The sequence below is a fragment of the Sulfitobacter guttiformis genome (assembly GCF_003610455.1).
GTDB classification, from domain to species: domain Bacteria; phylum Pseudomonadota; class Alphaproteobacteria; order Rhodobacterales; family Rhodobacteraceae; genus Sulfitobacter; species Sulfitobacter guttiformis.
In genome coordinates, this window is the sequence record NZ_RAQK01000001.1 from 1,718,462 (window position 1) to 1,735,682 (window position 17,221).

The following is a 17,221-nucleotide window of genomic DNA, read 5'->3' on the forward strand; positions in this document are numbered from 1 at the left end:
TTAAGGATTCTCCGTATCGTATTTGATTTGCTAAATTAGAAGTACTAATGATGATACGTTCACATGGCATGGTAGTTAACTCTGTCGCATGGATGTCAGGCCCATTCCTCTACCATAGGAATGGGCGCGCCCCATTTTCCGACCATCTTACTCTAAGCATAGCGCGCTAATCTTAAACTGAATTATTTTGCGCCAAAAACACTTATTATGGAGGCCAGCTCTGAACACACTTTTTTCTGTGATTGCTCTTTACCAACCTGATCAATGAGCGAATTTGTCACCAAGACCTTTCCATAGGCTTTTCGAACTTGAGAAATACGGCGCTCTTTAACGGCCAATATTTTTGCCAACTGAAGATTCAATTCACGCTTTTTCCGTCCAACCCATGCCTGCCACGCAATATCGGCACCGATCGCTCTGAGCGGTTCATCGTGTATTGCCCGACTTTCTGCCAAGTTCTCGTCCAGTTGACGCAAGGAACTACGCAATCTGTTCTCTTGTAGTATCAATCTGCCAAAGCTCTCCTGCTGCTGGCGGTATTTTACGTCCACTAGTTTTTGCATCATAGCAAGATCGCTCAGTATGCTCATCGCTTTCCTTTCGCGCGGCGGCGCATTTCTTCGGCAAAACGGATTGCTGCGGCAACGGGAGCATAATCGTCATGACGAATTTGCGAACCCAGTTCGACAGCAGCATGCAAGGCGCGTGCGGTAGGGGGATCCGAATGAATCGGGACGCCGGCTTGCGCTCCGATCCGGCGGATGGTGGCCGCAATTTCATCGACACCTTTAGCTACACAAATTGGTGCTTCTCCTGGAAGGCGGCTCCATTTGAGGGCGACAGCGTAATGTGTCGGGTTAACGATAATCACATCGGCAGAGGGCACGTCCTTCATCATCTGGTTTTGCGATGCTGCGAGTGCGCGCTGCCGGCGTTCTTGTTTTAGGTGGGGGTCACCCTCGCTGTTTTTCGCCTCATCGGTAAGCTCCTTGCGCGACATCCGGTTTTTGCGCATGTGGGAAGCATGCTGCCAAAGTGCGTCCACCCCACCAATTACGCCCGAGACGACGGCAACAACCATTAAGAATTCTGTGCAAATCTTAAATAATAGCGTGATAGCTGTTTGTGGGTTTGTTTGTAGAACCCCAATCATTTCAGATAACCAGACCCTAATGAAGACCCCCAGACAGATAGAAAAAATCGTCAATTTTACAAAGCTTTTCAAAAATTCGAAAATTCCGTCCCGCCCGAATTTATTCTTGGCGTTTGAGATGATGGATATGCGGCTAAGCTTTGGCTCAAGTTTGCTAGGGGCGAAAACCCATGCCTGCTGTGCGAACAGTGCGAGAATCACGCCAATAGTAGGCAACGCAAATATCGGCGCCATCCCCCAAGCGATTGATTGCATGATTGCTGCTGCCGGCACAGGTTCACCTCTTTTGAAAAAAAGCGGTGCCAGATTTGAGGATTGATCAAGCAGCGTCATGAGGGCGGTGCCTACTTGTGACAATCCACTGGTGCCGGCGGCTAAAAGTGCAATTAGTAATCCAAGATATGAAACCGCCGTGAGCAGATCGGTCGATTTTGCTACGTCTCCTTTCTTACGTGCCTCCGAAAGCTTTTGCGGCGTCGCATCATAAGACTTGTCTGCGTCATCTTCGTCACTCACGGAATTGGTGCCAACGGGTTCGAGATGAAGGTGTTGAGCGCATTCAACCACGTTTCGATAAGCAGCGGAGCCGCTAAGCACAGCAGCATCAAACCACCCGCGGTTATGACAGGCGCACCCACGAATGCGACCATCAACTGCGGCATAGCTTTATTAATGACTCCTAGTGCGAGATTATAAAGGACTGAAAGAATGACAAAGGGGGCAGCCAGCGTAAAGGCGAGGGAAAATGCGCGGCGTATTTGACCTACCCCCCACTCCGCTACGTCTGCCCCAGAGGGAAGACGGCCCATGGGGAGTATCTCATAAGAAAATATAATGAGTTCTGCTACGCGTACGTGGAGCCCAGTCATCACTGCCAACGCGAGCCCGCCCATTACCAGAATGTGGCCCATTGCCGGAACAGGCTCTGCTACAGCCCCTCCAAGGATTTGCGCGAGGGATGTTGATTGCGCTGCGATGGAGCCTGCTGTCTGCAGCGCTAGGACGAACAACCTAATCCCGATGCCCAGAGCAAGACCTGCTAGGATTTCGGTCAGGGTCAACCATACAATTGAATCAAGTTTCACCGATAAAGTGGTGGCCACAACGGCAGGAGCAACGACCATCGTAAATGCGAAGGCGATCCCAAGTTTGATACGTGCAGGCACCGATTGCTCACCAAATGCGGGAAGCAGACTCACCAATGCACTTACGCGCAAAAACACAGCAAAGCTCTGCCATAGCATCGCGTTTGTCATCGTTAAAAGCTCGGCCAATGCGCCGTTCATGCAGGCACAACACCGACCAGAGAGGGCCGTGCTTCAATTCCAATTTCCTCGAAAGATAATACTGGCGAGGTGATCCCCTTTGCGCGCATCACGGTCTGCACAAATCGCCGGCGCCGTGTGTTGGTGACGATTGCAGGAAATATTCCATTTTTGTTAGCGTCGTTTAATTTTTGAGAGACACCGTCAGCGAGTAAGTTGAATAGATCGGGCGGTAAGGCAATATCTAGTCCCCGTTCGGCGTCTACCTGATAGGCACTGAACGTATCTTCCCACTCTGGTGCAAGTTGTACGAGGGGAAGGGTCCCGTCATCACGGCGTATCTCTGCTACTAGCTGAAAGCCCAGCCTCTGACGGACCAGTTCACAAATGGCTTCGGGCTGTGCATTGTGGCCACGCGCTTCGGCAGTTGCTTCGAGGATCAACGGTAGATTACGGATTGAAACTTGCTCGGCCACAAGTAGGCGGAGTACAGAATGCAAAATATCAATCGGCACTTTTTCCGGGATTAGCTCATCGAGGAGCTTACGATTTGCATCGGCACGCGTAGGCGAGGAAATATTCACCATTTCATCCAGAAGTCGGCGCAGTGATTTAAGCGTCAACAAGCGCGGAAAGTTACGCTTAACAACCTCGAGCAAATGTGTCGCGAGCACCTCGGCAGGAGTGACAATTGTGATACCCGCGATTGCAGCCATTTCTTGTTCACTATCGTTGATCCACCGGGCAGGGGCACCGTAGACCGGCTCAACGGTATCAATTCCCGCGGGGAGACTGTCGGCGTTTTCTGGGGCAAGAGCCAAAACTTGATTTGGATTCAGCACAGCGCGAGCTTGTTCAACGCCTTGGATGCGAAGCAGATAAGTTCCTAGAGGTAAGCCGGGATTATCAGTTAGTCGGATTTCTGGTAAAATAATTCCAAAGACAGATGCGACATGGGTCCTCATGTTTATAATCCGCGCATCAAGACCGGTCCCGGGATCAAGCACCATGCTTACAAGATCTGGTGCGAATTCAACATGAATGTCGTCAAGCTCCAGCACATCACCTAGTGGTTTGTGGTGCTGCTTTGGCGCTACCTCAGTTTTAGTCGTTTCGACCGTAGCTGTTTTGGCCTTTTTGTACATTCGAAATGATAAATATCCCAAACTAATAGCACCGGCCATGAAAGGAAGAAACGGCATGCCGGGAACCAAAGCAAAAAGCGTCATGAGACAAGCGACAGTCGCTAGTGCGGCGGGGTGTTTGCTGAGTTGGGAAAACATTGCAAGATCGGTAGATCCGTGCGCCCCCCCGCGTGCGAGCAGCAGTGCTGATGCGATCGAAATTATAACAGCCGGGATTTGTGAAACGAGGCCATCACCTACAGTTAAAATCGCGTAGGTTTCAAAGGCTGCGCCTAATGGCATACCATGAATAAGCGTTCCCATGATCAAGCCTGCAACCAAGTTGAGAAGTGTGATCAACAACCCTGCGATGGCATCCCCTTTGACAAATTTCGAAGCCCCGTCTAGCGAGCCGAAAAATGTTGTTTCCTGTTGCTCGCGCGCGCGTCTCTCCTTTGCTTCGGCATGGGTGATTGCACCTGCAGACATATCACTGTCGATGGCCATTTGCTTGCCGGGCATGCCATCAAGCGCAAACCTTGCCCCGACTTCAGCCATCCGTGTAGCACCCTTATTGATCACCATGAAATTTACTATCAGTAGGACCAAAAACACGACGAGGCCCAAAAAGACCGAACCGCCCATGACAAATTGAGCGAAACCCTGAATCACCTCTCCGGCAGCATCTGTACCCGTATGCCCTTCGCCAATAATTAGCTTGGTTGAGGAAACGTTTAGGGAAAGCCGCAGCATAAGCGAGGCAAGCAGGATCGTAGGAAAGGCGGAAAAATCTAGTGGCCGCTCAATAAACAGTGTGACTGTGAACATCAGGATCGCAAGCGCGAATGATGCAGCAAGGCCAATATCCAGAATCCATGCTGGCATTGGCAAAATCATCATGACGATGATCATCATCAGCCCAACAGTTAAGAGCACTGTAGGTTGATAAAAGGCACTTATTGAGAACTTCATGCTAAATTCCAGTATTAGAAGTGACTGGCGCGCGCTCTGCCAAAGGATCAGAGAAACTCAAAGAAGACCAGTATACCACTATTCAACACCTCATATTTTCCGCATTCTGCGGATGAGGTATAGGATACGACGTAAGGGTTTATTATTTCTCAATAAGAAAATATTCTTTCTAATCAAATGAGATGCCAACAGTAGAATCTTGCAACAATTGATCAATCGCGCCGCGCATTTTATTACTCTCTTCGAGAGCAATATTGGCACGTGCCAGCGGTCCTATTTCAGCGTCGCTAGCCTGAATATTTGCAAGTTCTGCTATCGCTCCGAAGCCTTGCGAATCTGCGGACGTTAGCGCGCGCCAATCATCGGAGAGCCATCCGGCCTCAGCAGCTTGCTGATTGGCGTCATTATTTGAATATAGTTTCGCCGCTTCTGCATATGCACCAGTCATCTGTTTTGCCTGTGCCAAGATAAGTTCCGCCTCTACTCCCTCGATCCCGATCAGAGCTGCCTGGGCCTGAAAGGGCTGGTTTAATAAAATTGCCACCCTTGCAGCAAGAATTTGCCTGTCTTTAGTGCGTGGGTCGTCTGGCACGGTAGAAAGGATTTCCTGAGCCAATGATGCAAAACCAAGATCTGCCAATCTATCTATGATTGAAAACTTTGTGCTATTTTGCAGGCTCCTGGTTAAATGCATTTCATGCGCGAATATAGCTTCTAAGAACTCGACATCTTCGCTGGTTTTGGTAAGTTGTTCTAATATTTCTTGATGAAGTTCAATGACACTCTCTGGAGAGAGAGATCCAATATGTGAATGAAGGTAATCAAAAGCCTCATCAAAGTGATTAGATTGGCTTAAGGCGATAATGTGAATTTTATGCATTTTATTACCAATCTCTGTGCCGCGGAGTTCTTGTGCATATGCTTCAACAAGCTGTGTGGTTTTTTTTGAAAGAGGTTCTCTTCGTGCAAGCTTTCCTTCGACTAGTTTTATGAGTGCGTAAGGAGATTGCTCGTTATTATGCCCAACTATTTCCCCTAATATATTCTCTGATGAATGACCTGTTTCATTGGCAATATCTGCCTGTGCTAAAAGAGAATTTGATCCCAAAGACTCAGGAAGTCGTTCAACAGTGCGCAGCGCAGCAGCAGCATTTGACGAATCGCCGTATGCCAATAATCTGCTGCTGACAGCTGGAGCTAAAACCTGCCGCAAATGGTTTGGAAGTTTGTTTAATGCTTCTAGGATTGCGTTAGTGTTAACAAGAGCTTCAGGCAGAATTTTATCAAAGCTCAAAATCGCCCAAAGTGCTGCATTTGACGGGCAATCTGTAAAATGCTTGAAAACTCCGGAACGGTTTGCCGTTTGACCGTCCATGATACTTGCAATTTCTACCAGTTCGGGATGTTTATCCATTAAAGAAGTGTCGAGTTTGAGGGTGTTTACAGCTTCTGCGCCAAAGCCGAAATATAGGTAATTTTGAGCCAGAGCTTTTATCGCTTCGCGATTTAATCCGTCTCGTGCATCAACTAGTATATTTCGTGCTTGACCAATCTGTGCAGAGAAATTTCTTTCATCTCCCCAAGTGCCGATTTCCGATAAGCTATCTTTAGGGCAGGTCGCTCCACCAGAAAAGCTTGTTGGATCTATCTCTAGTCGTTCCAGTCGGTCCATACTATCTGTAATTTTTATGTTCCTAAAATAGTTTAACTTGTTTTCAACTGCAGAATTTTCTTTAGCTTCCTTTTCTACATATTTTTCAATAATATCTGAAGAATGTCCAATTTTTGCTGAGTAATTACTCTTAAGCAGACCAGCGCTTGCTGCATTTGCTATTTCTCGAGTAAGACTATCCTGGATTTCTCGGAGCAGACTGGTACTTCTATCTTTCGAAAAATATGTGTCCGTCATGGAGGCTATAACAGGATTATTTGGAGAACGCTGAATCCCTTGACTAGAGGTTCTGGCCATCCAGGGTAGAACTGCGTCTGCCGCTGCAAGATTAGTGGTATTTTTTTTTGATTCCGCGTTCATGTTTTCAGCATCTAGAAGTTGAGTTGTGAAGACAGATCCGGGATCACCGACATCAATGACAAGTAAGGGGCCGCTGCGAAATGCTTTTGCGCTGCAATCACAGTTAAGAGTTAGCAGCAACGAGTCTCCTGTAATATCGATGCTGGAGATCCGATTAGCCTGCATTCTTGCAAAAACCCCACTGATATCAAATCCCCCCGAAAACCCGATAAGAGAGATCTTCACTCCTTCAGCAGTTGTTTGTGCATTCCACGATTGCAAAACGGGGATGGGTATTGTGATGCGGCTGAAAGTTGGATGATCACCTGAGCGCACGACCAGTTGTTGCGCTTGTGCAGCTTCTATCCCCATCACGAGCATAACCAAAAAGAATACAATTTTTTTCATGCGGCAGACTGCTTGAGAGCTTTGAGTGCGTCTTCCAGTTCACTGTAACTTGGCCGACAGTGTGATGGTGTATTTTGGCGTCCCACTTCAATGCAAATATTGGTAGCGTGGTTATTTAGGTTGGCGACCAGAACCTCGCGAATTAACTGGTAGAAATTTGCTTCATCTTTTGTTACGTCGCTTACTTTTGCCGCGAACGGACCAACGAAACCGTACGCGAGAAAAACACCTAGGAACGTCCCAACCAAAGCGCCGCCAATCAGTTTACCCAGAACCTCCGGGGGTTGATCGATAGACCCCATCGTTTTGATGATGCCCAAAACAGCCGCAACGATCCCTAATGCCGGAAGGCCGTCAGCGATAACCTGTAAGGCGTGGCTTGAGTGCATAGCATGTTCACGGTTTGCATCGATTCTCTTCTCAAGAACCTCTTCCACTTGGTGGGGGTCATCGTAGTTCATGGATGCAGAGCGCATTGTGTCGCAGATGAGCGCGATGGCTTCCTTGTCTTTTAAAATGCGTGGGTATTTTGTAAATATTGATGACTCCTCTGGCCCCTCAATATGTTCCTCAACAGCAACAGGGTTTTGGCGGGCAAGGCGGATCAGCTCGAACAGAAGGCACAGCAGATCGGTGTAATCCTGATGCTTCCATTTGGGTCCTTTGAATACCTTGCCCATATCTTTCATTGTATGTTTGATGGCAGGTCCGTCATTACTAATTAGAAAGGCACCAAGGGCAGCCCCGCAAATCATAATTGCCTCAAAAGGAAGCGCTTTCAAAATTATGCCCATCTTGCCGCCCGCAAGGAGATATCCTCCAAAAACCATCACTAAAATCGTGATAATACCGATAATGCCGATCATATATCGCCCCAATTAACCGTTTGAATTTTTTTCTGCATTTACTTAACTGATCCCAGCGGAGGTTCAGGTTTTTGGCGAGTTGGCGTTTCGGCCAGCCAAAATAACGCTGATCGAGTATGCAATCGGTGGCGAAAGGCCCGCCATCACCGATGCTGCGACATCCGGCCTCATACGCGCAATGAATCCAGCGGCAAAATTAGGTTCCATTTCTTCGAAAAGTGCAGCGGCATCTTTTGGTTTCATGCTTTCATAAACAGATGTAAGTCTCAGTAGATCCTTTTCAGAAGCTTCGTCAGCCAGGGACAAGGTCGCTCGGAGGCTCTGTTCGGTATCGCTCAGGGACTTAAGCCGCTTTTCTATTTCTGAATCCGCAATCGAAAGTGCGCGGAGACGTAACTCGAGTTTCTTTTCTCGTTCGGATAATTGCGCTTCTCGTTCGGCAAGCGCTGTAATCAAAGCGGACACTTCGGTCCGGTTGCTGCTGCTGAGTGTGGATGCAGCACCTAAGTCAGTCTCCACTGAATTTTCACTACTGTTCTCGGAGTGGTTTTTCACTATTGTCGGTGTTTGCGTCGTAGGTAATTGCCCAGACTGAGCAAGTGCTGCGCTACTGCTTATCATAAGCCTTATCGACGCGGAGCCGAGTAACAACGCTGAGATCACAAATACTGAGCCGCGCCCCGAGCGGGACATGAATTTTGGAAGTCGCAAGGCCATTATTCAACTCCTGCTGAATTGGTGGAGTGGGTCCGCCGGGCAAACATCGGTGTCGTCGGATTAGCCTGTGCGGGAGGAGGGGGCGGAGCGGATGGTGTTGGCACAGCTTTATGCTGCTGGTCAGTTTGCGCTACAGAAGTGACAGGAATGTCATGCAAAGATGCCATCTGGAGCTCTAGCCGACGAGAAATATCTTCTGCCCGCATAGATAGCTCAGTCAGTGTTTGAGCGGAATTTGCTGCCGTTTGTTTCGCAACTGTCAAAGTGCGGGTCAAATCGTCAACTTGCGCCGAGAGGACAGCGACGGCCCCCCCAGCTCCTTTTTCTAGATCATTGAAACGGTTCAATCGGCGACCCAGAACAAAGCAGTAAACGCCTGCGCCAATGGCTCCAAATGTCAGTAAAATGTCTGCGATAAGGTCCATCACATGCTCCTTTAAGCCAGTATGAATTCCATAATGAGCAGATCGTTAACGTGATCCTGCCCGGTAACGACCTGGATGCGGCGCAACATTTGTGCGCGTAGCCGTGTAAGTGCTGTCTGATCTTCTAGGTCTGCCACTTCGAGCGCGCGCAGATAGCTGTTTAAAACGTCGACGACTCTTGGAAGTACTTTTGTCACATCTTCCTGATGGCTCTTGGGTACTTCGAGCTGCGCGCGGAACCTGAGCAATCGCTGCCCGCCCTGCGCTTTGACGGGAATAGTTAGCGGATCAATTGCGACAAATACGATATCAGCATAAGGATCTTTGAGGGCATCAGCCTTACCTTCCGCATGATCGGCCTTTTTACTTCCTCCGAGAATCATCCCGGACTGGACCGCAAAAAAGCCACCACCGCCACCAGCCAACGCGAGCACAAGCCCAAGTATCAAGGGCATCTTTGACTTCTTGGGGGCATCTTCTGGTTGTTGTGCTTGCTCGTCAGCCATGGTGTTTGGATCCTTTGTTGCTCCACCTGGTATAGACGCAATTGCACTAACGGGTTGTTAAGCCCGATCAGTCATTTGTGTTGTCGAAGCCGGACAGAACGTGCGGTGTGACGGAGGCAAATGTGCAGCAATACCTGAATGTTTGGACACAGCTTGGAATCAAGCGCCAACTCGTTGTCATCGCGGCCACGGGCGCGATGTTTTTTGCAATATTGGCAATGGCACGGATGACGACTGCGCCCAGTATGACGCTTTTATATGCTGGCCTTGAGAGCAGTGCAGCAGGCGATGTTGTACGGTCATTGGAGCAACGCGGCGTCGCCTTTGATGTGCGCGGCGGCTCGATCTTTGTGGATAGTAAGCAGCGCGATCAGCTTCGGCTGACTTTGGCGAGCGAGGGTTTGCCCGCAAATGGAAACCGCGGGTACGAGTTGCTGGACCAACTCACAGGATTTGGCACTACCAGTCAAATGTTCGATGCCGCCTATTGGCGCGCAAAAGAGGGGGAATTGGCTCGCACTATCGTTGCTAACCCGGCAATTGCGATGGCTCGCGTTCATATCGCCAGTACTGGCTCGAATCCCTTTCAACGGGGTGTGACGCCAAAAGCCTCTGTGTCGCTTACGCCAAACGGTGGTGGAATTTCTCCGGCGCAGGCTAAGGCAGTACGGTTTTTGGTTGCCTCTGCTGTCGCTGGCTTATCGCCGGACGATGTTGCCGTCATTGACGCCAATGGTGCACTTATTGGCGCGACCGAGGAGTCAGCTCCAACTGTCGGCGGCGACGATAAGGCACAGTTGCTCAGAGAGCGCGTACAGCGTTTGCTGGAGGCACGGGTCGGGTTTGGAAATGCCGTTGTCGAAGTGAGCGTGGATACGGTGACGGAAAGCGAATCAATTCGCGAGCTCAGTTTTGATCCTGAGGGAAGGGTCGCGATCAGCAGTGATACAGAAGAGCGAACGAATACGGCTGAAGGCACCGGAGGTGGTGATGTCACGGTTGCAAGTAATCTGCCAGATCAAGACGGTGCCGGTGGCGGCGACAAGTCTACCTCTCAGAATAATGAAACGCGTGAACGAATCAATTATGAGGTCTCCGAGACAGAACGCGAAGTTATTCGTACGCCGGGCGCAATCAAACGCCTCTCTGTTGCAGTCTTGGTGAATGAAACAACAGTGTTGAATGACGTTGGAGAGCCGGTCGCCCAATCCAGAAACGCGGAAGAAATGGAAGCACTTCGCGAGCTCGTCTCGTCTGCTGTTGGCTTTGATGCCGAGCGTGGTGACATTATTACACTTAAATCAATGGCGCTCCAGAGTGTTGCGCCTTCCGGGACCGCAGCCAGTACATCTTTAATGGACCAGTTCGATCTCGATCTGCTGTCCGCGATCCAGATGATTATCTTGGCTGTGGTAACGTTGATCCTTGGATTGTTTGTAATCCGGCCGGTGCTCAGCCGCCCGCAAGCTGCCGATGTTGCAGCGTTGGACGCGCCTGCTGACGTGCCAGGAGACGCCGACGATTTTTCAGGAAATTTCCCGACAATGTTTGACGCGGAGGACATGGGCAATATGCCTATGCGCGGCAGTATGGAAGCATATGAGCCGGAAAATTCGGAGTTTATCGGTGGCGCCCAATTTCAGGATCCCGTTGAGCGGCTACGCGGGATGATCGGTGAGCGTCAGGAAGAAACGGTCGAAATTTTGCGTGGATGGCTAGAGGATAAGGAGGAGAAAGTATGACATCTATTTCCCATCGCTACGCCGATTTGAGTTCGCTCGATCCCGATGGCGAACCACCAGATGCGGAAACATTGGAGCGCGTCGAAGACCAAAAACTTCAATCTTTCGAGGAGGGTTATCAGGCAGGCTGGACAGATGCCGAAAGTAACTTTGAGACCGAGAAAAAGAATGTAACGAATGAGATATTGGATACCCTGCGTGATCTGTCGTTTACCTATCAAGATGCGCTGTCACGACTGAATCAGAGTTTACATCCGCTTTTTCAACAATTGATGGTCTCGCTGTTGCCACGAACCGCAAGCGCGGCTTTACGAGCACATGTGATTGAGCAGTTGGTAGAGATGGCCGCTAGTCAAACTTCAGGACAAATAACACTACGTGTTTCTGATAGCGACTTTCCGATGCTCGAAGAAGTATTGGATGGGGTGGAACTGAAGCTGCCGATCGCACTGAAAGCCGATAAGGCGCTGCGCCCGCAACAACTTTTCGTTGCTCTCGATATGGTCGAGCGAGAAGTCAATCTAGATTTGGTCTCCCAAGAAATCACAGACGCAATGCACGCCTTCAATTTTCACTCCCAACTGGAGCACTTCGCTGACTGATCAAACCACGCTCGCGACCGATATTTCAAACCCGTTCACCTCTGTCCCAATAGAAGTGACAGTTTGTGTGGGTAAAGCCCGGCCTTTGATCCGAGATCTCGTTATGTTGGGCGAAAATGCGGTGCTTACGCTGGACCGGCGGGTTGACGACCCTGTCGACCTCTATGTGGGAGACAAGCTGATTGCCCGTGGCATTCTGGAAGAGGCCGAAGGGGACGCCAGCGGACAACTTGTGGTTCGTTTGACTCAAGTAGTTGATATGCGTCAGGGCATTTAATGCGAAAGAGTTTGTTTTTTTTGCTGCTTGTCTGCGGAGGGCTAAGCTTCGCGCCGCCGTTAATGGCACAGGACATATCTATATCATTAGGCGACGATGGTTCGATCTCAGCGCGCACCATTCAGCTTTTTGCCCTGATTACTGTCCTTAGCCTGGCAGCCGGCCTTGCCGTAATGGTCACTTGTTTTCCTTTCTTGATAACTGTCTTCTCAATTCTGAGGCAGGCAATCGGACTTCAGCAATCGCCACCAAACATGCTCATTGTGAGCCTCGCCCTGTTTCTTAGCTATTTCATTATGGAGCCCGTTTTTGCTGCTGCATGGGCAAACGGAATAGGGCCCCTTACGAGAGAAGAGATTGACATTGAAACAGCATTTTCGCTTACGCTCGAGCCGTTTCGTATCTTTATGGCCGGCCGGCTTGATCCGGAGACATTCTTTGCTCTCGCTGAGCTGCGGCCGGATACTCTTAGTGCACAGCCAACACCTGACGCTCCGCTATCAGTCCTAGTCCCAAGCTTTATGTTGTCCGAAATATCACGCGCCTTTCAAATTGGCTTCCTGATCTATCTACCGTTTTTAATAATCGATTTGGTTGTCGCAGCAATTTTAATGTCCATGGGTATGATGATGGTTCCGCCGGCTGTTGTATCCCTTCCATTTAAGCTTGCCTTCTTTGTCATCGCTGACGGGTGGGCTCTGATCGCAGGAAGCCTTGTTCGGAGTTATTTGTAGAAAATCACTTACTAATGAGGCTCGTATACTCTCTATTTGGCTGCTCCAGTTTAAGGAACTAGCCATAATTCTCATGTGATAGTGCCTATACGTGTCAGGGGTGACATCGCGATGGGAGTGGGTAAATGTACGAACAAGGTAAGCTGACTGAAACTCGTGTCGCAATCATGGGTTCAGGCTACACGCCCATGATCTTTCGCTTTGGTACGCGCTATACTGACGTATTTCTGGCCTTCTGTATTTTTGATACCAAACCCTTCTCCGTTTATATTTTAGCACGCGCAGCATCTTTGCTCATCCCGCTCTCGCTGTCAGTTTTGGAGCGGAAAATTGCACCTCGGCTCAGGTCATTGGCAGGTATCGAAAATCAGATGATGTTTCGGTCTGCGGCAGCGCGAGTTAATCTGAGTTATATGATGGTATGCGGTGCCTTGATCCTAATGGCAATGTGCGCGGCGCGGTTCTTGGCACACGACAGCGGTCCTGATGGAACTGCATTTGCCGGGGTCCTCTTGTGGTTCGTGATTGGACAATCCGCCCCTGTCGTGTTTGGAGCAACGGGCTTATTAATGCGGGTAGTGGACCGTGGAGTGTTCTGTGATTTGCTTCAGGGTCTGATGGCAGTATTTTTCAGTATAAGCATTGCAGTGATCGGCGCGAAAGATCCTCAGGATGTTGCGCAGATACTGGCAGTGGCTCAGCTCACACATGCTGCATATTGTGCTCTACTTTTAACTAAGTGTGGTGTTTGGCCTGGCATAACCGCTTTGTTTCATAAGGAGATAAAGATTTTTTAGCTAAACTGCTTAGCGGACCACAAACTCTGCGTGAAGCGCCCCTGCTGCTTTTATGCTTTTGAGAATATCAATCATATCCCTGGGGGAAACGCCCAGTGCGTTCAAGCCTGCAATAACCTCTGACAAGGAGGCGCCAGATGGAATTTCAGCAAGGCCAATGCCCGGCTCTTCCTCAATTGCAGCTCGCGTTCTGGGCACGACGACAGTCTCGCCTGCAGCAAAAGGATTGGGTTGTGCGACAAGTGGTTCCTCTTGAATCCTAAGGGTGAGATTACCTTGGCTTACAGCTACGCGGGAAATGCGGACATCTTCCCCCATGACAATTGTGCCAGACCGCTGATCGACAACGACACGCGCTTTGCGTTCTGGTTCAACTTCGATATTTTCTATACGGCCTAATGCGTGAGCGACCGATTCCATTCGCGTTGCTGGAACGTCCAGCAGGACTGTTCCACTGTCGAGCATTACAGCAACTCCGCGCCCAAAATCACGGTTTATAGCTTGTTCGATGCGGCCTGCCGTGGTGAAATCGGCCTCTCGCAATGCAAGGCGCAAGTCGCTTAGGGAGCTAAGCTGGAATTCGATCTCTCGCTCGATTCTTGCGCCAGACGGGATGGTGCCAGAGGTCGGTACTCCCTGCGTGACTTGCCCGCCGTCTCCACCAGCTGTGGCGCCACCAGCTATAATTGTACCCTGTGATACTGCATAGATTTCACCGTCCGCTGCGTTCATCGGTGTCATGACGAGCGTACCTCCAAGAAGACTTTTTGCATCTCCTATTGCCGACACTGTTACGTCAATCTGCCCTCCTGTCCGTGCAAATGGGGGCAGTGTCGCAGTCACAAGAACGGCTGCCACATTCTTTGGTCGAAACTGTTCCCCTGTAACATTGACGCTGAGGCGCTCGAGGATATTCGTCATTATATCTTCGGTAAAGGGTGCGTTGCGTAAGCCATCGCCTGATCCGTCAAGGCCAACCACAAGGCCGTATCCCACAAGATCATTTCCTCGCACTCCGTCGAAATCGACTAGATCTTTAATTCGCACAGGGCTGGCTGAGACTGATCCCTGCTGAGCAAGCGTAATAACAAGACAAAGAAGAGCCTGAATGAACAACCTCATAGGAAATTCACAAGTGAAAGCTGCGACATGCGGGAGGTAATAGCGTAAAGGCTTTGAAGTTGAAATTGAACTTGCTCCAGTTCAGTTGCTGTTTCATAGGGGTCAATGGACAAAAGGTCATTCCGCGCCATTTCAAGCGTTGACCTCTCGGTGCTTTGGCGGACTGTAATTGCTTCTATGCGCTCTTCTGCGTAACCGATTTGAGATTGCATATCTACGAGTGTACCTGTTGCACCGAGGATGCCTGGCGTAATCTTTTGAAAAAGTTCGTTTTGCTGCGCTTTTGTGAGACCTAGAGCAGGATCATCGGCAAGTGCGACAATGGCCAAATTCTGTACGATATTGCGCAATGCGGGACTATCGGCCCGAATATCAATCTGAGCTTTTTCTCCATCTGATAGCGATAGAGGGGCGAGTGAGTTATCAGAACCAAGGTACCCAGTTGAACCGAATCCTGCAGGGTCGTCAAACCACGCTTGAGCCGCTGTCAGAATGTCATCCAACGAACCAGCACCCGCTACAGCAGTGCCAAGCGCTGCGAGGATATCTTCGGCTGGAGCCATTGGCTTTGTATCGGTGGCTGTGCCTGAAAACACCGATCGACCGCCGACGCCTGTATTCAATGCACTTATAACATCACCAAGCGCGCCTTTGGCTTGTGTTAGGAGAGTGTTCGACGTTTCACCAAGGGCAGAAACGGTGGATGTGAGTAAAGTTGCACGAAATGAATCTGTCACGGTGTTGATTTGGGATAATGCTGCCTGCATGCCTTCGGCAAGCTGCCCAGCTTCGCGCGTGGCGAGGCCATATGCGTCTAGTTTTTTCAAGCTGCGCTCGACATCATTAATATAGGCGGAATTGCCTCCAACGGCTTGTCTCACATCGGCAATTTTACCTGACGCCAATTCACTCGTCAGACGTTGGATGTCCTGCTTTAACGCTGAGTTGCGCGATTGCATTGCATAGGACTGTGCCATATCTCCAAGAGAACCAATATTCATTTTTTACAACCTCGTGAGTGTTTCAAGCATTTGATCCGCAGCTTGGATAACGCGGGCATTGGCGGCATAGGCTTGTTCGAGAACCAACAGGTTTTGCAGCTCGAGATCGGTGTCAACGCCGTCTGCAAGCTGAAGCTGCGTCAATTCGCTCAATCGCGCTGCGGTAAAAGTCGTATCTTTCTCCGCTCCGCCACGTGTAGATGCTATGTTGCCCGAAAATTTCGAAATCAAACTATTGGCGTTTTGCGTGCCCGTCCCAAAAACGCCCGATGCAGGAATCCGCCCTTCATCAAGAACAGATCGAAGTCTATTGAGCAGCGAGGCATCGCCCGAAGGTCCGGGGGCCGTTGAGCCAAGGCCGTCTCGGAGCCGCCAGGCTTCACCACCCGCAGCAGGATCAACGACACTATTAATAGCCAACCGTTTGCTGAGTCCAACCTCGTTGGCCGCATTGAATGGTGCGCCGCTATCGGTAAACAGTCCTGGATCGCCTGCATTCCTTGTCAAATCCAACATTGGGCCCTCAAAGCGCTCGATGAGATCGCGGGCTATCGCGTCAAGCTGTGTTTGGGCCTGAACGCCATGGGTGTCACGGACTGAGAAGTGGCCCCCCAAACTGCCACCCCCCAAAGCTTTTACGCGGATATCCTGACCGTTGAGTGTCAGCCCAGACAGTGATCCACTGTCAAAAGTCTGGAATTCCGTAACGGTATTCTGCCTGTCAAATCCGATCTTAGCTGCATTAATGTCCAGTAAAATCGCGCCTCCTTCAGTGTAGATTGCCACTGCGCCATTGTCCCGAGGGACCACATTGACCGGGACAACTGTGCCGATAGTATCCAACAGGGCTTGCCGCTGATCGAGCAAGGCAGGGCTAGTACCTCCGCGCGACATCGTCTTCAGAATTTGGCTGTTAATCTCGGCCACCTGTTCAAGAGCGGTATTGAGCATTGCTACGTCTTGGTCAATTGCGGCATCGGCACGTGTTCGCATTTCCTGAACCTGCTGTGAGGCATAGCCAATTCCGCTGGCAAGGCGATGCGCATCGCGTACTGTGTCAGCCAGCCGCTCAATGGAATCGGGGCGGCTTGCAGCTGTGATCAGGCCTTGTTCGAACGCGGCAAGCCTGCCGCCGAGACCCTCCGGATCACCGGCGAGGCCAGTCACATCCTCAAGCCGGCGAAAGAAGTCGACAGCGGTTTGGACGTTTTGATAGGCAGCGTTTGCAAGCCGGCGGTCTGCAACCACGCCTTCGTTCATGTGGCGGGTGGTACCGTCGATCCTGACGCCGCCCGAAGCGCCGTAGCTGAGGGCAGAGAGAGCGAGGCCGCGGCGACCGTAATTGGGTGTAAGCGCGTTCGAGATATTGTCCGAAACAATTTCTGTTCCGCGCGCCGCCGCCCTCAACCCGGAGATCGCTGAATTCATTGCACTTGTAATAGACATGCTCTTCCCCTTGGTAAGGTGAGGGAAGAGCAATTTGCTCCTCCCTTAACGTC

The 17,221-nt window shown here is 50.2% G+C and carries 17 protein-coding genes; 5 read left to right on the top strand and 12 right to left on the bottom strand.

Translation table 11 applies throughout. The features are described 5' to 3' along the window. Positions 1-182: 182 nt before the first annotated feature. The 9 genes from C8N30_RS08510 to C8N30_RS08550 all read right to left on the bottom strand — a co-directional run bounded on the left by C8N30_RS08510 (position 183) and on the right by C8N30_RS08550 (position 9,447). Entirely contained in the window at positions 183-590 is a 408-nt protein-coding gene (locus C8N30_RS08510; RefSeq protein WP_025064080.1) for a hypothetical protein, read from the bottom strand. Then, the gene (locus C8N30_RS08515) at positions 587-1,669 is read right to left on the bottom strand and encodes an EscU/YscU/HrcU family type III secretion system export apparatus switch protein (RefSeq protein ID WP_025064081.1); all 1,083 of its coding nucleotides are present in this window, start codon (positions 1,667-1,669) and stop codon (positions 587-589) included. Before C8N30_RS08515 ends, C8N30_RS08510 begins: the two co-directional genes overlap by 4 nt. Further along, positions 1,666-2,439, bottom strand: coding sequence for a flagellar biosynthetic protein FliR (locus C8N30_RS08520; RefSeq protein ID WP_025064082.1), 774 nt, complete (start codon positions 2,437-2,439; stop codon positions 1,666-1,668). The genes C8N30_RS08515 and C8N30_RS08520 overlap by 4 nt, the downstream gene beginning before the upstream one ends. Continuing rightward, entirely contained in the window at positions 2,436-4,514 is a 2,079-nt protein-coding gene (gene flhA, locus C8N30_RS08525; RefSeq protein ID WP_025064083.1) for a flagellar biosynthesis protein FlhA, read from the bottom strand. The genes C8N30_RS08520 and flhA overlap by 4 nt, the downstream gene beginning before the upstream one ends. A 169-nt stretch (positions 4,515-4,683) precedes the next feature. Then, positions 4,684-6,933 carry a hypothetical protein gene (locus C8N30_RS08530; protein ID WP_025064084.1) on the bottom strand — a complete coding sequence of 750 codons (2,250 nt, stop codon included), beginning with the start codon at positions 6,931-6,933 and terminating at the stop codon, positions 4,684-4,686. Beyond that, on the bottom strand, positions 6,930-7,799 hold the full coding sequence (gene motA, locus C8N30_RS08535) for a flagellar motor stator protein MotA (RefSeq protein ID WP_025064085.1): 870 nt from the start codon (positions 7,797-7,799) through the stop codon (positions 6,930-6,932). Before motA ends, C8N30_RS08530 begins: the two co-directional genes overlap by 4 nt. Before the next feature lie 63 nt (positions 7,800-7,862). Continuing rightward, entirely contained in the window at positions 7,863-8,516 is a 654-nt protein-coding gene (locus tag C8N30_RS08540; RefSeq protein WP_025064086.1) for a MotE family protein, read from the bottom strand. Next, on the bottom strand, positions 8,516-8,941 hold the full coding sequence (locus tag C8N30_RS08545) for a hypothetical protein (RefSeq protein ID WP_025064087.1): 426 nt from the start codon (positions 8,939-8,941) through the stop codon (positions 8,516-8,518). Before C8N30_RS08545 ends, C8N30_RS08540 begins: the two co-directional genes overlap by 1 nt. A gap of 11 nt (positions 8,942-8,952) precedes the next feature. Continuing rightward, positions 8,953-9,447 (bottom strand): flagellar basal body-associated FliL family protein, encoded by a 495-nt coding sequence (locus C8N30_RS08550; RefSeq protein ID WP_025064088.1) that lies wholly within the window; start codon positions 9,445-9,447, stop codon positions 8,953-8,955. Positions 9,448-9,569: 122 nt separating this feature from the next. Between C8N30_RS08550 and fliF the strand changes: the two genes are divergently transcribed. From fliF to C8N30_RS08575, 5 genes are all read left to right on the top strand, one after another. Then, positions 9,570-11,189, top strand: coding sequence for a flagellar basal-body MS-ring/collar protein FliF (gene fliF, locus C8N30_RS08555; protein ID WP_025064089.1), 1,620 nt, complete (start codon positions 9,570-9,572; stop codon positions 11,187-11,189). Continuing rightward, positions 11,186-11,791 carry a FliH/SctL family protein gene (locus C8N30_RS08560; protein ID WP_025064090.1) on the top strand — a complete coding sequence of 202 codons (606 nt, stop codon included), beginning with the start codon at positions 11,186-11,188 and terminating at the stop codon, positions 11,789-11,791. Before fliF ends, C8N30_RS08560 begins: the two co-directional genes overlap by 4 nt. Beyond that, positions 11,784-12,068 carry a FliM/FliN family flagellar motor switch protein gene (locus tag C8N30_RS08565; protein ID WP_025064091.1) on the top strand — a complete coding sequence of 95 codons (285 nt, stop codon included), beginning with the start codon at positions 11,784-11,786 and terminating at the stop codon, positions 12,066-12,068. The genes C8N30_RS08560 and C8N30_RS08565 overlap by 8 nt, the downstream gene beginning before the upstream one ends. Beyond that, positions 12,068-12,802 carry a flagellar type III secretion system pore protein FliP gene (gene fliP, locus C8N30_RS08570; protein WP_025064092.1) on the top strand — a complete coding sequence of 245 codons (735 nt, stop codon included), beginning with the start codon at positions 12,068-12,070 and terminating at the stop codon, positions 12,800-12,802. The genes C8N30_RS08565 and fliP overlap by 1 nt, the downstream gene beginning before the upstream one ends. A gap of 125 nt (positions 12,803-12,927) precedes the next feature. Beyond that, positions 12,928-13,599, top strand: a complete 672-nt coding sequence (locus tag C8N30_RS08575; RefSeq protein ID WP_025064093.1) for a hypothetical protein — start codon at positions 12,928-12,930, stop codon at positions 13,597-13,599. A gap of 9 nt (positions 13,600-13,608) precedes the next feature. Here C8N30_RS08575 and C8N30_RS08580 read toward each other — a convergent pair whose 3' ends face one another. From C8N30_RS08580 to flgK, 3 genes are read right to left on the bottom strand one after another with little or no spacing between them, the layout of a single operon-like run. After that, positions 13,609-14,721, bottom strand: coding sequence for a flagellar basal body P-ring protein FlgI (locus tag C8N30_RS08580; protein ID WP_037968039.1), 1,113 nt, complete (start codon positions 14,719-14,721; stop codon positions 13,609-13,611). Further along, on the bottom strand, positions 14,718-15,722 hold the full coding sequence (locus C8N30_RS08585) for a flagellin (protein ID WP_025064095.1): 1,005 nt from the start codon (positions 15,720-15,722) through the stop codon (positions 14,718-14,720). Before C8N30_RS08585 ends, C8N30_RS08580 begins: the two co-directional genes overlap by 4 nt. Before the next feature lie 3 nt (positions 15,723-15,725). Next, the gene (gene flgK, locus C8N30_RS08590; protein WP_025064096.1) at positions 15,726-17,168 is read right to left on the bottom strand and encodes a flagellar hook-associated protein FlgK; all 1,443 of its coding nucleotides are present in this window, start codon (positions 17,166-17,168) and stop codon (positions 15,726-15,728) included. Positions 17,169-17,221: the final 53 nt, after the last annotated feature.

Excerpts from the sequence above, each read along its gene's own strand:
- C8N30_RS08580 (WP_037968039.1), bottom strand. The coding sequence starts at position 14,721 with ATGAGGTTGTTCATTCAGGCTCTTCTTTGTCTTGTTATTACGCTTGCT.
- C8N30_RS08560 (WP_025064090.1), top strand. The coding sequence starts at position 11,186 with ATGACATCTATTTCCCATCGCTACGCCGATTTGAGTTCGCTCGATCCC.
- C8N30_RS08575 (WP_025064093.1), top strand. The coding sequence starts at position 12,928 with ATGTACGAACAAGGTAAGCTGACTGAAACTCGTGTCGCAATCATGGGT.
- C8N30_RS08550 (WP_025064088.1), bottom strand. The coding sequence starts at position 9,447 with ATGGCTGACGAGCAAGCACAACAACCAGAAGATGCCCCCAAGAAGTCA.
- C8N30_RS08510 (WP_025064080.1), bottom strand. The coding sequence starts at position 590 with ATGAGCATACTGAGCGATCTTGCTATGATGCAAAAACTAGTGGACGTA.
- C8N30_RS08530 (WP_025064084.1), bottom strand. The coding sequence starts at position 6,933 with ATGAAAAAAATTGTATTCTTTTTGGTTATGCTCGTGATGGGGATAGAA.
- C8N30_RS08520 (WP_025064082.1), bottom strand. The coding sequence starts at position 2,439 with ATGAACGGCGCATTGGCCGAGCTTTTAACGATGACAAACGCGATGCTA.
- flhA (WP_025064083.1), bottom strand. The coding sequence starts at position 4,514 with ATGAAGTTCTCAATAAGTGCCTTTTATCAACCTACAGTGCTCTTAACT.
- fliP (WP_025064092.1), top strand. The coding sequence starts at position 12,068 with ATGCGAAAGAGTTTGTTTTTTTTGCTGCTTGTCTGCGGAGGGCTAAGC.
- C8N30_RS08585 (WP_025064095.1), bottom strand. The coding sequence starts at position 15,722 with ATGAATATTGGTTCTCTTGGAGATATGGCACAGTCCTATGCAATGCAA.
- C8N30_RS08545 (WP_025064087.1), bottom strand. The coding sequence starts at position 8,941 with ATGGACCTTATCGCAGACATTTTACTGACATTTGGAGCCATTGGCGCA.
- flgK (WP_025064096.1), bottom strand. The coding sequence starts at position 17,168 with ATGTCTATTACAAGTGCAATGAATTCAGCGATCTCCGGGTTGAGGGCG.
- C8N30_RS08540 (WP_025064086.1), bottom strand. The coding sequence starts at position 8,516 with ATGGCCTTGCGACTTCCAAAATTCATGTCCCGCTCGGGGCGCGGCTCA.
- motA (WP_025064085.1), bottom strand. The coding sequence starts at position 7,799 with ATGATCGGCATTATCGGTATTATCACGATTTTAGTGATGGTTTTTGGA.